The following is a 12,424-nucleotide window of genomic DNA, read 5'->3' on the forward strand; positions in this document are numbered from 1 at the left end:
GGGGAATTCGATGTCGACAGTCACCGCCACCGAGGATCTCATGCGGGACCTGCACCGCGACAACGGTGGCGCGCTGCTGCACTACCTGCGGAGGCTGACCCCACCGGGGTCCCTCTGCACCGCCGAGGACCTGCTGCAGGAGACGATGCTCCGGGCCTGGCGCAGTCTGGACCAGATGCCGCCGGGCCCGGAGCCGCAACGGCGCTGGCTGTTCACCGTCGCGCGGCGTCTCGCGATCGACGCGTACCGCAGACGGCAGAGACGGCCCGTCGAGGTCGGCATCGTCGAGGCGGACCTCGCGCACTCGGTCAACGCGGCGGAGACGGCGATCGCGTCACTCACGCTGCGACGCGCCGTCGGCGAACTCGGCGCCACCCACCGGTCCGTCCTGGTGGAACTGTACGTGCATGGCCATTCCGTCGACGAGGCCGCCGCCGCGCTCGGCATTCCCGCCGGTACGGTCAAATCGCGCGCCCATTATGCGGTACGACATCTGCGCGATTCGCTGATGAACACCTGAGGGTCGTTCACCGCCGGGAGGGGCTGATTCCTTCCAGGGCGAGTCGCACCAACCGCTCCGCCTCGGTCGCGCTTGTGGATTCCGCTGCCAGTGCGATCGCCTTGACGAGGGTCACCAGGTCGATCATCTCGACGTCCGCGCGCACGGTCCCCTCCTCGGCGGCGCGACGCCGCAGCGGTTCGCCGGCCGCCACGAGCATCGCGGAGCAGGACTCGCTCTCCTGTGGTGCCCTGAGCAGGGAGGTGACCAGGCCGCGGGTGGTCGTGCTGTAGACCGCCAGCTCGCACAGCCAGGTCGTCAGCGCCTCGCGGGCGTCCGGCCCGGTCGACAGGTCGCCGGCGCGGGCACAAAGCGCCTCGACGCGGTCGTGGAAGACCGCCTCCAGCAGCGCCCAGCGGGACGGGAAGTGCCGGTGCAGGGTCGCCGAGCCCACGCCGGCGGCTCGGGCGATCTCCTCCAGCGACGCGTACGCGCCGTCCCGGGCAACCGCCTCGCTGGCCGCCGTGACGATCAGCGCGCGGTTGCGTTGTGCGTCAGCTCTCATCGCCTGCCGTTTGGATAAGTGGGGTGTGCCCCCATATCGTAGCCGACATGAAGTGGGGTGCCACCCCACTTGTTCCGAGGAGGAGACATGGCCGTCCTTGTCATCGGTGCCACCGGCAAGCAGGGCGGCGCCACCGCCCGGGCCCTGCTCGACCGGGGCGTCGCGGTACGCGCCCTGGTCCGCGACACCACCGCCGCCACCGCACTCGCCCTCCGCGAACGCGGCGCCGAACTGGTCCGGGGCGACCTGGACGACCCCGCCTCGCTCCTCGCCGCAGCACGCGGAGTGGACGGCGTCTTCTCCATCCCCTTCCCGGATCTCACCGATCTGCAGGGCGATGCCGAACTGCGCCGGGGACGGCACCTCGTCGAGGCCGCACGCAGGGCGGGGGTGCCGCAGTTCGTCCACAGCAGTGTCGCCGGTGCCGGTGACTTCCACCGCAACCAGCCGGGCTGGGCCGAGGGCCGCTGGGACCGGCACTACTGGGAGAGCAAGGCGGAGATCGACGAACTGGTCCGCACCGGCGGGTTCGCCCGCTGGACCGTCCTCAAGCCCGCGACCTTCATGGAGAACCTGCTGGAGAAGTCCTTCCTGTTCGGCGACTGGTCCAGCGGCACCATCGTCACCGGCTTCGCCGAGGACACCCGCATCGCCTGGATCGCCGTCGACGACATCGGTGCCGCCGCAGCGACCGCCTTCACCGGACCGGGCACGCTCGACGGCAAGGAGGTGGAACTCGCCGGCGACATGCGCACCATGACCGAGGTCGCCGCGATCCTCAGCGAGGTGACCGGCCGGACCGTCACCGCGCCGGTCCTCACCCCGCAGGAGGCGGTGACGCGCGGCCTGCCACCATTCATGATCAGGACTGTCGAGCAGATCAACGAGAACGGCACCCCCGCCCGACCGGAGATCGCCCAGGCACTCGGCCTGCCCACCACCGACTTCCGCACCTGGGCCCGTCGCACCTTCGCCTGACCGCTCGGGTGCCGGGCCGGCTGCGGGACGGCCGGCCCGGCAAGCCCGACGAGGTCGCCCACCCGGTCGAGGTCAGGACCGCCGTCGGGCCACCGCCTGGATCTCGATGAGCAGGTACGGGTGGGGCAGCTGGTGCACGGCGACGGTGGTGCGGGTGGGGCCGTTCTCGTCGAAGTACTCGGCGTAGACCTCGTTGTAGCCGCCGAAGTCGTTCATGCTCACCAGGTAGGTGGTGAGCTGGACGAGGTCGTCGAGGTCGGCCCCGACGGAGTGCAGGATGTCGCGGATGTTGTCGATGACGGCGCGGGTCTGCGCGCGGATGTCGAGGTCCGTGACGCCCATCGGGTCCGCCGCGGCACCGACGATCGTGTTGTCCGGCCGGCGGCTGGACGTACCCGAGACGAAGATCAGGTCACCGGCGACCTTGACGTGCGGGAACCGGCCGCGCGGCGTGGCCTTGCCGGGCACCACACCGTCGTGTCGTGCGCCGTTCTCTCCGGGCGGGGTCACGACGCGACCCGCAGGGACGCGGTGCCGAGCGTGTCGACGGTGACCCGGACGTGTGATCCGGCCCGCAGCGGCACGGCGGCGGTGGCCGCGCCGGCGAGCAGGACCGCACCGTCGGCCAGGTCCACGCCGCTGGCGGCGGCGAGCCGGACCGCCTCGGCGAGTGCCCGGCGGGGATCGCCGAGGATCGCGGCGGTGGATCCGATCTGGACGGGTCGCCCGTCGACCTCCATCAGCACACCGAGGTTGTCGATCCCGTCCGGCACCGGCTGCCAGGCGCCGAGGACGAAACCGCTGGCCGAGGTGTTGTCGGCGATGACCTCGGGCAGGGTGAAGCGGAAGTCGACGTACCGGGAGTCGATGACCTCGAGGGCCGGCGCGACCGCCGTGATCGCGCCGCCGTGGACGAGGAAGGCGACCTCCGGCTCGACCTTGGGGTGGAGGTGCGCGGAGAGCCGGAGCGTGCCGCCGTCGGGGATGCGCATGGCGTCGGTGAGCCGGCCCCAGATGACCTCGTCGACGCCCATCTGTGCCATCTTGGCCCGGCTGGTCAGCCCGAGCTTCAGGCCGACGGGACGTTCGCCGCGCGAGAGGCGGTGGGCGACCACGGCCTGCTGCACCCGGTAGGCGGTGGGTACGTCCAGCTCGGCGTCGGTGCCGATCTGCGGGATCGCGGTACGGCTGGTCGCCGCGTCGTCGAGGCGTCGGGCGAGGTGGTCGGTGGTGCTCATCGGCTTCCTCCGGTCGCGGTGGTCCGGTCGGTGGCGGCGACCAGGTCGAGGGCGACGTCGACGATCATGTCTTCCTGTCCGCCGACCATGCGGCGGCGACCCAACTCGACGAGGATCGAGCGGACGTCGATCCCGTAGCGCTGCGAGGCCCGCTCGGCATGGCGCAGGAAGCTGGAGTAGACCCCCGCGTAGCCGAGGCTCAGCGTCTCCCGGTCGACGCGGACCGGCCGGTCCTGCACCGGCCGGACCAGGTCGTCGGCGGCGTCCATCAGTGCGAACACGTCGCAGCCGTGGTCCCAGCCGTGGAGTTCGGCGACGGCCGCGAACACCTCCAGGGGTGCGTTGCCGGCGCCGGCGCCGTGCCCGGCCAGGGAGGCGTCGATCCGGGTGGTGCCGTGCTCCACGGCGGCGACGCTGTTGGCCACGCCGAGGGAGAGGTTGTGGTGCGCGTGGATGCCGATCTGCGTGGCCGGATCGAGGACCTGGCGGTACGCGTCGACGCGCTCGGCGACGTCGCGGGTCAGCAGCCGGCCGCCGGAGTCGGTGACGTAGACGCAGTGCGCGCCGTAGGACTCCATCAGCTTCGCCTGGGTCGCCAGCGCCACCGGGTCGTTCATGTGCGCCATCATCAGGAACCCGGACACGTCCATGCCGTTGTCGCGCGCCCATCCGATGTGCTGCGCCGAGATGTCCGCCTCGGTGCAGTGCGTGGCGATCCGTACGCTGGTCACGCCCAGGTCGCGGGCGGCCTTCAGGTCGGCGATGGTGCCGATGCCGGGCAGCAGGAGGGTGGTCAGTCTCGCGGTGGTGACCGCCTCGGCCGCCGCGGCGATCCAGTCCGCGTCGGATGCGGCGCCGTGCCCGTAGTTGACGCTGGAGCCGGCCAGGCCGTCGCCGTGGGCGACCTCGATCGCCGCGACCCCGGCCGCGTCGAGGGCGGCGGCGATCGTGCGGACCTGGTCGACGGTGAACTGGTGCCGGACGGCGTGCATGCCGTCGCGCAGTGTCACGTCCTGCAGATAGAGCCGGGTCATGCCGGCACCTTCCGATCGGTGCGGAATGCGACCATCCGTTCCGCCGTGCGCAGTGCGGCGGAGGTCATGATGTCGAGGTTGCCGGCGTACGCGGGCAGGTAGTGCCCGGCACCGGACACCTCCAGGAACACCGACACCTGTACGCCGGTGAACCGGGTGCCCAGCGCGGGCACGTACGTGTCGACGTGGTCGAACTGCACGCGTTGTTTCAGCCGGTAGCCGGGCACGTATCCGGCGACGGTGGCGACCATGGTCTCGATCGACGCGGTGACGGCGTCCCGGTCGACGTCCCGGTCGGGGCAGAGGCAGTAGACGGTGTCGCGCATCATCATCGGTGGTTCCGCCGGGTTCAACACGATGATCGCCTTGCCACGGCGGGCGCCGCCGACGACCTCGATCGCCCGCGCCGTCGTCTCGGTGAACTCGTCGATGTTGGCCCGGGTGCCGGGGCCCGCCGACCGGGAGGCGATCGACGCGACGATCTCCGCGTAGTGCACGGGTGTCACCTGGCCGACGGCGGCGACGACGGGGACGGTCGCCTGCCCGCCGCAGGTCACCATGTTCACGTTGGGCTCGTCGAGGTGCTCGCCGAGGTTGACCGGCGGCACCACGTACGGGCCGACGGCGGCCGGGGTCAGGTCCACCACCAGCCGGCCGTGCTCGCGCAGCAGTGCGGCGTGGCGGCGGTGCGATCCGGCAGACGTGGCGTCGAACACGACGCCGACGTCGGCGAACTCCGGCATCGTCAGCAGCCCGTCGATCCCGTCGGCGGTGGTGGCCACGCCGAGCCGGCGGGCTCTGGCGAGGCCGTCGGAGGCCGGGTCGACGCCGACCATCGCCGTCATCCGCAGCGACTCCGACAGGCGGAGAACCTTGATCATCAGGTCGGTGCCGATGTTCCCCGGCCCGATCACGGCCACCCCGGTCATGCCGCCTCCCCCGGGCTGAAGCAGGCCCGGACCGAGCCCAGGCCGGAGATCCGCGCCTCGTACGTCGCCCCGGCGGTGACCGGCACCATCGGTCCGAGTGCGCCGGACAGCACGATGTCACCGGCGGTCAGCGGCGCACCCGTGCCGGCCAGGGTCTGCGCGAGCCAGGCCACCGCGTGCACGGGATTGCCGAGACAGGCGGCGCCCGCCCCGACCGAGACCGGTTCACCGGCGTGTTCGAGGACCATCCCGGCCAGTCGGAGGTCGACGTCCGCCAGCGTGCGGGGCTGGTTGCCGAGCACGAACAGGCCGGAGGAGGCGTTGTCGGCGACGGTGTCCACGATGGAGATGTCCCAGCCGGTGATCCGGGAGTCGACGATCTCGATCGCGGGCAGGACATGGTCGGTGGCCCGGATCACGTCGGCGGGTGTCACCTGCGTGAACGGCAGGTCGGCGCCGAGCACGAAGGCGACCTCGGCCTCCACCCGGGGTTGCAGCAGCCGACCGACGTCGATCTCGGTGCCGTCCGGGACCGCCATGTCGGCGAAGAGCACCCCGAAGTCGGGCTGATAGACGCCGAAGGCCTGCTGGACGGCGGAGGACGTCAGGCCGATCTTCGCGCCGACCCGGCGGCGACCCGCCGCCTCCCACTCGGCGACCTGTGCCTGCTGCACCTGGTATGCGGCGTCGACGTCGCCGACCGGGATCAGGTCGCCGCGCAGCGGCGCGACGGGGGTACGCGTCTCGTAGGCGGTCCGCAGCAGTCGGGCGGACCGGGCGACATCACTCATGACAGATCCACACAGACGTTTGTCAGTTCGGAGTAGAAGTTCAGGGAGTGGGTGCCGCCCTCACGGCCGACACCGGAGGCCTTCGCCCCGCCGAACGGGGTGCGCAGGTCCCGAAGGAACCACGTGTTGACCCAGACGATGCCGGTCTCCAGGCGCGTGCCGGCCCGGTGGGCGCGGCCCACGTCGCGGGTCCAGACGGTGGCGGCCAGGCCGTAGTCGCTGTCGTTGGCCAGGTCGAACGCCTCGTCCTCGTCGTCGAACGGCGCCACGTGGCAGACCGGGCCGAAGACCTCCTCCCGGTTGACGCGGGCGTCGGGCCCCAGGCCGGTCAGGACGGTGGGACGGACGTAGGCGCCGCCGTCGCGGGCGTCGGCGAAGGTCGGAATGTCACCGCCGGCGAGCACCGTGGCGCCCTCGGTCCGGGCCAGGTCGTAGTAGCCGAGCACCTTGTCCTGGTGGGCGTGGGAGATCAGCGGCATGTTCGCCGTCGCCTCGTCGGCGGGCCAGCCGAAGGTCAGCTCGTCGGCGCGGGCGGCGAGCCGGCTCACGAACTCGTCGAACACCGGTCGCTGCACGAGCAGTCGTTCGGTGCAGAGACACACCTGGCCGCCGTTGGTGAACGAGGAGCGCACCGAGCCCTCGATCGCGGCGTCGAGGTCGGCGTCGGCGAAGACCAGGCCGGCGTTCTTGCCGCCCAGTTCGAAGGAGACCGCCTTCACGCCGTCGGCCGCCGCCCGCATGATCGTCTGGCCGGTGGCCGACTCGCCGGTGAAGGTGATCGCGTCGACGTCCGGATGCTGGGTCAGGAACTCCCCCGCCGAGTCGGGTCCGAAGCCGTGCACGACGTTGAAGACACCGTCGGGCACTCCGGCCGCCGCCATCACCTCGGCCAGCAGTGTCGCCGACGACGGCGTCTCCTCGGAGGGTTTGACCACCACGGTGTTGCCGCAGGCGAGGGCCGGGGCCACCTTCCAGGTCAGCAGCAGCAGCGGCAGGTTCCAGGGCACGATGACCGCGACCACACCGACCGGTTTGCGTACGGCGTAGTTCAGGGCGCGTCCGCCGGTGGGGGTCGGGGTCGTGAAGGACTCCGTCGGGGTGGTCGACACGATCTCGGCGAACGCGCGGAAGTTCGCCGCGCCACGGGGGATGTCGAGGGTGCGGGCCTGCGAGATGGACTTGCCGGTGTCACCGACCTCCGCCGCCACCAGGTCGTCGAAGCGGCGTTCCAGCTCGTCGGCGACCCGGTAGAGGACCGCGGCCCGCTCCCGCTCCCCCATCCGGCCCCAGGGCCCCCGTAGCGCCGAGCGGGCGGCGGCCACCGCGGCGTCCACCGTGGACCGGTCGGCCTCGGCGACGTAGCGGATGGTCTCGCCGGTCACCGGGGAGACCTTGGCGAAGCGCGTGCCGGAGGTGTCGAATACGCCGTCGACGAAGTTCGGCAGGACGGTCGGCTCGCCGGCCGGTCGGCCGGCGAGCAGACTCGGGGACCAGAGCCCGTCGGTCATCACAGGCGTGCCTTTCGGTCAGGACGTGGTGGGCGCGGGGTCGGGGGCTTCGGCGGTGCCGGGATCGGCCACCAGGGCGACCACGGCGGCGTCGACGGTGGACTCGCCGGTCACCGAGGCGGCTGCCTCGTCGGTGACGACCAGCACGGTGGTGCCGACGCCGACGTTGAGCGGGTCGACGGCGACCAGCTCGGAGCCGTCGGGCCGGACCCGGACCAGGACGAGGCGTCGGCCCTGGAGCGAGGGCAGGATGCGGTCCGCCCACACCTTGCCGACGACCTCGCCGAGCACCATCAGGCTTCCCCGCGCAGGCTGGCCATGACCTCGCGGATCCGGGCCGTCTCGGGGTTGTCGAGCAGCGCCGCCGTGGTCGGGTGCGGTTTGGGGTAGACCTGCGAGCTGCGCAGGTCGCCGTGGGCGCGGATGGCGGCCTCGCCGGCGGCGACCGCCTGCCGCACGGCGGCGAGGGTGCCGCGTACGGCGACGGCGAGGTAGCCGCTGGTGACTCGTTCGACGCCGACGCAGCGGACGTCGGCGGTCTTGATCATGGCTTCGATGCCCGCGGAGAGGGCGACGACGCCGCGGGTCTCGACGATGCCGATGGCGATGTCGGAGGACATGTCTGGGTCTCCTTACCGGCTGTCAGTTGCCGACGAGTTGGGGGTCGGCCGCCAGCGCGCTGACGGCGTCGCAGGGGCTGGCGAAGACGATCGAGCGCACCGAGCGGCTCTTGGCCCGGGCGGTCTCCTCGCCGATGTCGACGGCCTCCTCGACGGTGGCGAGGTCACCGCGGACGGCGACGGCGATGATGCCGCCGCCGAGCCGGACGACCTTGGTGACCTCGACCTCGGTGGCCTTCACCATCGCGTCGACGGCGTCGAAGATGGGGGTGAAGCCTTCGGCTTCGACGAAGCCCACGGCTGTGTTCCGCATGCTCTCTCCTCTAGTGGTGGTCTGGCAGGTTCCAGGACAGGACGGCGCCGCCGGTGCCCCAGATGGGGCCGTAGGAGTGCAGGTGTGCCGGGCCGGTGCTCGCCCCGGCGCCGGCGGCGAAGGCCAGGGCCCGGAACTGGCTGTCGGCCTGGGCCTGCCGGGCGAACTCCTCGCGTACGGTGAGGGCTTCGTCGATCTTGCCGGCGGTGAGCAGGTCGAGGATCCGGGTGTTCCACTGCTCGTGGGCGGGTGCGCCGATGCGGTCCTGGTCGGGTTCGATCCACTCCTGGATGAGCCCGGAGGACATCCCGGTCACCACGACGACGGCGGCGCGCAGTCCGGCGTCGCGGGCGGCGGTGGCGCCGGCGCGTCCGACGGTGGCGAGGGTGTCGGCGTCGGCGTAGAGGTTGCAGGAGACCTGTGCCCAGCGCAGTTTCCGCTCGGGGTCGAGCAGTGCGGAGGTGACGATGGTGCCGGTGTCGATCGGGAATCCGTCGTAGCGGGTCCGTCGGGCCTGGAGTCCGTCGGACTGGACCCGGGCGGCCCAGCGTTCGGTGAAGTCGACGTCGAAACGGAGGTCGTAGTCGAGCAGGCCGTAGTCGTAGGCGTACCAGTTCTCGTCGACGTGCTGACCGCGCGGGTTGGGGTCGCACTGGAACTGGTGGCCCAGGACGGTGAACCACTGGGTGGAGAGCAGCAGCACCACGTCGGGTTCGAGTCGGCGTAGCCGGGCGCCCACGTCGCGGGCGGCGTCGGCCAGTGCCGACCAGCTCGGTGCGGCGTGTCCGGCGAGCAGGTGCGGCATGCCGGGCAGCAGTGCGCCGGCGACGATTCCGGTGCGGTCAGCCATGGTGGTTCCCCTCGGGCACCCACTCGACGACCGCGTTGCCGGTGCCGATGATCGTGCCGTAGCCGAGTACGTCGCCGGCGACCTTGGGCCAGCCCATCGCGGCGAGCATCCAGGTGAGGCTGCCGGCCTTCGTCTCGCTGGCGGTGGCCTCGATGTGTTCGGGGATGAGTTCGCGCAGCGGTGCGGTCGGACCGCGTCGGATCGCTTCGAGCAGTTTCATGTCCCACCGGTACTGGTGGTTGTTGTAGGGGTGTTCCCGTTCCATGTCCTCGGGCAGTTCCGGTTCCTCGTGCCAGTGCAGGTGCGACAGCGAATTGGAGGCGAGCAGGACGGCGCGACGGCCGGTGGCTTCGACGGCCCGTCGGGTGGCTTCGCCGAGGACCTCCATCTCCTCCAGGGAGGCGTCGGAGTAGAAGTACGGGTTGTTGTTGGCCGAGAGGGAGACCACGGGGATGTCCCAGGCCGGGTTCGCGAGGTGCAGGGCGCCGATGGTGGCGTAGTCGACGCGGACGCGGGGGTCGTGCAGGGTGCGGGTGACCAGGCCGAGTCCGTTGGCCTCCTCGGCGATGGCCTCGCCGAGTTCGACGTCGGTGCGGAAGTCGTAGTGGTAGCGGAACAGGTGCGGGAAGATCGGTTCGACGGAGGTGCCGCGCGGGTTGGGCACGCAGTTGACGTGGTGACCGACCATGGTGATCCAGTGCGGGGCGTGCACGATGAGCACGTCGGGTTTGTGGACCTCGCGGATGCGTGTGCGCAGGCGCTCGTACGCCCAGCGCAGCGTCTCCCAGCCGCCGGTGGAGCGTGGTTCGTTCTGTGGCGGGTTCTCGGCGTAGATCAGGTGGGGCGGGTGCGGGCTGAGGCAGCCGGCGACGATGCCGCACCGTCGTGCCGTGGTGGTCGGTGACGGGGTGCGTGGGGCGGTGGTGGCACCGCCACGGGCCGGTGTGACCGGCACCCGGAAGACCTTGCTCATGAGCGTCCTTCCCCGCGTAGTACCCGCACGTGGGAGCGGTCGTGTGGGGCGGTGCCGAGGATCTGCAGCCCGTCGTCGTCGAGGGCGAGTTCGTCGGCGGCCAGTGCGGTGTCGTGTCGGATCCAGGCCCGCAGCGGCGCGGGATGTCCGCCGTGGACCTCGACGAGGGTGTCCTCGGCCAGGCCGCTGTCGGGGGCGACGTAGGCCAGGCGTCGCTGGCCGCGCTGGCCGGTGTAGGCCGGCTGGGTGGTGACGATGGTCCGCAGCCAGCGTCGCTGGTCGCGGAGCCGTTCCCGGGTGGCGGCGGTCGCGGTGGGGTCGACCCGGCCGTCGGCGTCGAGTTCGACGCCGTAGCGCTGTCGTGCTTCGGCCGCGGTCAGGTACTCCTGGGTGACGTCGTCGGCGACGTGCTCGGGCAGCCGGTCCAGCGGGTCGCCCCAGCCTCCGCCGCCGGCGGACTCCATGACCAGCAGGTCTCCGGTGCGCATCGGGAAACCGGCGACCTTGCCGGGGGTGGCGAAGTCGACGCGTTCGCCGTCGCCCCGCCGGATGTGGGTCACGGTGGGCGCGCCGGGGCCGCCGTGCCGCAGGCCGTAGGGCGGGACGGTGGTGCGGTCGGTCTGCACCGAGTACGCGCCGCCGCTGGCCAGCAGGCGGGTCTCGCGGCGGCTGCCGAGTCCGCCTCGGCGTGCGCCGTCGCCGCTGGAGCCGGTGCGCAGTTCGCAGGCCTCGACGAGGATCGGGATCTCGGTCTCCAGTCGTTCGACGGACTGGATGGTGGAGATGTCGCCGAGGTCGACGGGGTTCATGGCGCTGGGCCCGTCGGATTCGAGGAATCCGCCGTTGCCGCCGGCCGGGTAGTCGTAGTAGAGGTAGGGCCGGCCGGTGTGTTCGTCGACGCCACCGATGAGGTTCTGGAAGGTGGTGCCGAACTGGTCGGCGGCGATGAGGTCGGGTGCCACCTGGCTCAGTGCGGCCATCACGGCCGAGATGACGCGTTTGCGGACCTCGCTGTGGGCGTTTGCCGGGGCCGGGTAGCTGACGTGCACGACGGTGCCGGGTTCGGTGTGCACCCGCAGGGGCCGGAAGGCGCCGTGGTTGACCAGGCCGCCGGGGTCCAGGGCGGACTTGACGGCGATGAAGACACCGGCGACGGTCATCGCCCGCGAGGAGTTGACCACGGCGGCGACCTGGGTCGACGAGCCGCGGAAGTCGGCCTCGATCTCGTCGCCGTCGATGGTGAGCGCGCAGCGCACGATGGCGGCGTCGTAGTGTCCGTCGGTGTAGAGGTCGAGGTAGTCCTCGTAGCGGTAGGTGCCGTCGGGCAGCGCCTGGATCATGGTGCGCAGGCGGTGCTCGGTGCGGTCCATGTTGGCGGCGACGGATTCGAGGATCAGGTCGGTGCCGTGCCGGGCGACGAGTTCGCGCAGGCGCCGTTCGGCGGTGTGGCAGGCGGCGATGCTGGATTCCAGGTCGCCCCGGCGTTCCTCGGCCATCCGGACGTTGGCGAAGACGATGTCGAACGCGGCCCGGTTGGGTCGCCCCTGCTCGATGAGCTTGATCGGGGGGATCCGCAGCCCCTCCTGGAGGATCTCGGTGGCCTGGCCGGAGACGCTGCCCGGGGTCATGCCGCCGATGTCGGCCCAGTGCATGCGGACGCACGGGAAGAGGAAGAGCTGGTCGTCGACGAAGACCGGGCTGATCAGGGTGACGTCGTTGAGGTGGCTGCCACCGCGATAGGGGTCGTTGACGATGTAGAGGTCACCGGGGCGCATCTCGTCGGCGAAGTCGGCGAAGATCTCGGCGACCGAGGCCGGCATGGCGATGACGTGGCCGGGCATGTCCCGGCCCTGGGCGACCATCTGTCCCTCGGGGTCGAACAGGGCGCAGGAGAAGTCCTGCGCGTCGGCGATCACCGGCGAGTGCGCGGTACGGAAGATCGTTTGTCGCATCTCCCGGACGATCGAGATGAGACCTTCGGTGACGACTTCCAGGTCGATCGGGTTCACAGTCATGCGGATGCCTCACTGGTTCCGGCTCGATCCCGGTGGTGGGAGAACGGACCATCTGGGATGGGCCACCGTGGGTGGGCCATCTCGTCGGGTGGACCATAACGCACTGGACCA

15 protein-coding genes are annotated in these 12,424 nt (G+C 71.4%); 2 read left to right on the forward strand and 13 right to left on the reverse strand.

Annotated elements, in window-relative coordinates:
- Positions 1-40: 40 nt before the first annotated feature.
- Positions 41-520: a sigma-70 family RNA polymerase sigma factor gene (locus HUT12_RS13535; RefSeq protein ID WP_254876813.1), complete on the forward strand. Its 480-nt coding sequence runs from the start codon at positions 41-43 to the stop codon at positions 518-520.
- A 7-nt stretch (positions 521-527) separates the two neighbouring features.
- Here HUT12_RS13535 and HUT12_RS13540 read toward each other — a convergent pair whose 3' ends face one another.
- Complete coding sequence (locus tag HUT12_RS13540; protein WP_131053144.1) at positions 528-1,064, reverse strand: TetR/AcrR family transcriptional regulator; 537 nt, start codon at positions 1,062-1,064, stop codon at positions 528-530.
- Positions 1,065-1,151: 87 nt separating this feature from the next.
- Between HUT12_RS13540 and HUT12_RS13545 the strand changes: the two genes are divergently transcribed.
- The gene (locus HUT12_RS13545; protein WP_131053143.1) at positions 1,152-2,042 is read left to right on the forward strand and encodes an NmrA/HSCARG family protein; all 891 of its coding nucleotides are present in this window, start codon (positions 1,152-1,154) and stop codon (positions 2,040-2,042) included.
- Between the two features lie 72 nt (positions 2,043-2,114).
- Here the strand turns inward: HUT12_RS13545 and HUT12_RS13550 are convergent, their stop codons facing one another.
- The 12 genes from HUT12_RS13550 to HUT12_RS13605 are packed head-to-tail and all read right to left on the reverse strand — an operon-like array spanning position 2,115 to position 12,313.
- Positions 2,115-2,552, reverse strand: coding sequence for a RidA family protein (locus HUT12_RS13550; RefSeq protein ID WP_254876814.1), 438 nt, complete (start codon positions 2,550-2,552; stop codon positions 2,115-2,117).
- Positions 2,549-3,280, reverse strand: coding sequence for a 2-keto-4-pentenoate hydratase (locus HUT12_RS13555; protein WP_176093604.1), 732 nt, complete (start codon positions 3,278-3,280; stop codon positions 2,549-2,551). The genes HUT12_RS13550 and HUT12_RS13555 overlap by 4 nt, the downstream gene beginning before the upstream one ends.
- A complete protein-coding gene (dmpG, locus tag HUT12_RS13560) occupies positions 3,277-4,314 on the reverse strand; it encodes a 4-hydroxy-2-oxovalerate aldolase (RefSeq protein ID WP_131053141.1) in 1,038 nt (345 codons plus the stop codon). Before dmpG ends, HUT12_RS13555 begins: the two co-directional genes overlap by 4 nt.
- The gene (locus tag HUT12_RS13565; protein WP_176093605.1) at positions 4,311-5,243 is read right to left on the reverse strand and encodes an acetaldehyde dehydrogenase (acetylating); all 933 of its coding nucleotides are present in this window, start codon (positions 5,241-5,243) and stop codon (positions 4,311-4,313) included. The genes dmpG and HUT12_RS13565 overlap by 4 nt, the downstream gene beginning before the upstream one ends.
- A complete protein-coding gene (locus tag HUT12_RS13570) occupies positions 5,240-6,034 on the reverse strand; it encodes a 2-keto-4-pentenoate hydratase (RefSeq protein WP_176093606.1) in 795 nt (264 codons plus the stop codon). Before HUT12_RS13570 ends, HUT12_RS13565 begins: the two co-directional genes overlap by 4 nt.
- Positions 6,031-7,542 (reverse strand): 2-hydroxymuconic semialdehyde dehydrogenase, encoded by a 1,512-nt coding sequence (locus HUT12_RS13575; RefSeq protein ID WP_176093607.1) that lies wholly within the window; start codon positions 7,540-7,542, stop codon positions 6,031-6,033. Before HUT12_RS13575 ends, HUT12_RS13570 begins: the two co-directional genes overlap by 4 nt.
- An 18-nt stretch (positions 7,543-7,560) precedes the next feature.
- On the reverse strand, positions 7,561-7,836 hold the full coding sequence (locus HUT12_RS13580; protein WP_131053137.1) for a EutN/CcmL family microcompartment protein: 276 nt from the start codon (positions 7,834-7,836) through the stop codon (positions 7,561-7,563).
- A complete protein-coding gene (locus HUT12_RS13585) occupies positions 7,836-8,162 on the reverse strand; it encodes a BMC domain-containing protein (protein WP_176093608.1) in 327 nt (108 codons plus the stop codon). Before HUT12_RS13585 ends, HUT12_RS13580 begins: the two co-directional genes overlap by 1 nt.
- 22 nt (positions 8,163-8,184) lie before the next feature.
- Positions 8,185-8,475 carry a BMC domain-containing protein gene (locus HUT12_RS13590; protein ID WP_117230022.1) on the reverse strand — a complete coding sequence of 97 codons (291 nt, stop codon included), beginning with the start codon at positions 8,473-8,475 and terminating at the stop codon, positions 8,185-8,187.
- Between the two features lie 10 nt (positions 8,476-8,485).
- Positions 8,486-9,325 (reverse strand): 2-amino-5-chlorophenol 1,6-dioxygenase subunit alpha, encoded by an 840-nt coding sequence (locus HUT12_RS13595; RefSeq protein WP_176093609.1) that lies wholly within the window; start codon positions 9,323-9,325, stop codon positions 8,486-8,488.
- Entirely contained in the window at positions 9,318-10,298 is a 981-nt protein-coding gene (locus HUT12_RS13600; RefSeq protein ID WP_131054367.1) for a tRNA U-34 5-methylaminomethyl-2-thiouridine biosynthesis protein, read from the reverse strand. The genes HUT12_RS13595 and HUT12_RS13600 overlap by 8 nt, the downstream gene beginning before the upstream one ends.
- Positions 10,295-12,313, reverse strand: coding sequence for a hydantoinase B/oxoprolinase family protein (locus HUT12_RS13605; protein ID WP_176093610.1), 2,019 nt, complete (start codon positions 12,311-12,313; stop codon positions 10,295-10,297). Before HUT12_RS13605 ends, HUT12_RS13600 begins: the two co-directional genes overlap by 4 nt.
- Positions 12,314-12,424: the final 111 nt, after the last annotated feature.

The sequence above is a fragment of the Verrucosispora sp. NA02020 genome (genome assembly GCF_013364215.1).
Taxonomy (GTDB): domain Bacteria; phylum Actinomycetota; class Actinomycetes; order Mycobacteriales; family Micromonosporaceae; genus Micromonospora.

Bases quoted from the DNA above. Each gene is read 5' to 3' on its own strand.
- HUT12_RS13540 (WP_131053144.1), bottom strand. From the start codon at position 1,064: ATGAGAGCTGACGCACAACGCAACCGCGCGCTGATCGTCACGGCGGCC.
- HUT12_RS13575 (WP_176093607.1), bottom strand. From the start codon at position 7,542: ATGACCGACGGGCTCTGGTCCCCGAGTCTGCTCGCCGGCCGACCGGCC.
- HUT12_RS13590 (WP_117230022.1), bottom strand. From the start codon at position 8,475: ATGCGGAACACAGCCGTGGGCTTCGTCGAAGCCGAAGGCTTCACCCCC.
- HUT12_RS13570 (WP_176093606.1), bottom strand. From the start codon at position 6,034: ATGAGTGATGTCGCCCGGTCCGCCCGACTGCTGCGGACCGCCTACGAG.
- HUT12_RS13605 (WP_176093610.1), bottom strand. From the start codon at position 12,313: ATGACTGTGAACCCGATCGACCTGGAAGTCGTCACCGAAGGTCTCATC.
- HUT12_RS13600 (WP_131054367.1), bottom strand. From the start codon at position 10,298: ATGAGCAAGGTCTTCCGGGTGCCGGTCACACCGGCCCGTGGCGGTGCC.
- HUT12_RS13555 (WP_176093604.1), bottom strand. From the start codon at position 3,280: ATGAGCACCACCGACCACCTCGCCCGACGCCTCGACGACGCGGCGACC.
- HUT12_RS13545 (WP_131053143.1), top strand. From the start codon at position 1,152: ATGGCCGTCCTTGTCATCGGTGCCACCGGCAAGCAGGGCGGCGCCACC.
- HUT12_RS13595 (WP_176093609.1), bottom strand. From the start codon at position 9,325: ATGGCTGACCGCACCGGAATCGTCGCCGGCGCACTGCTGCCCGGCATG.
- HUT12_RS13585 (WP_176093608.1), bottom strand. From the start codon at position 8,162: ATGTCCTCCGACATCGCCATCGGCATCGTCGAGACCCGCGGCGTCGTC.
- HUT12_RS13565 (WP_176093605.1), bottom strand. From the start codon at position 5,243: ATGACCGGGGTGGCCGTGATCGGGCCGGGGAACATCGGCACCGACCTG.
- dmpG (WP_131053141.1), bottom strand. From the start codon at position 4,314: ATGACCCGGCTCTATCTGCAGGACGTGACACTGCGCGACGGCATGCAC.
- HUT12_RS13535 (WP_254876813.1), top strand. From the start codon at position 41: ATGCGGGACCTGCACCGCGACAACGGTGGCGCGCTGCTGCACTACCTG.
- HUT12_RS13580 (WP_131053137.1), bottom strand. From the start codon at position 7,836: ATGGTGCTCGGCGAGGTCGTCGGCAAGGTGTGGGCGGACCGCATCCTG.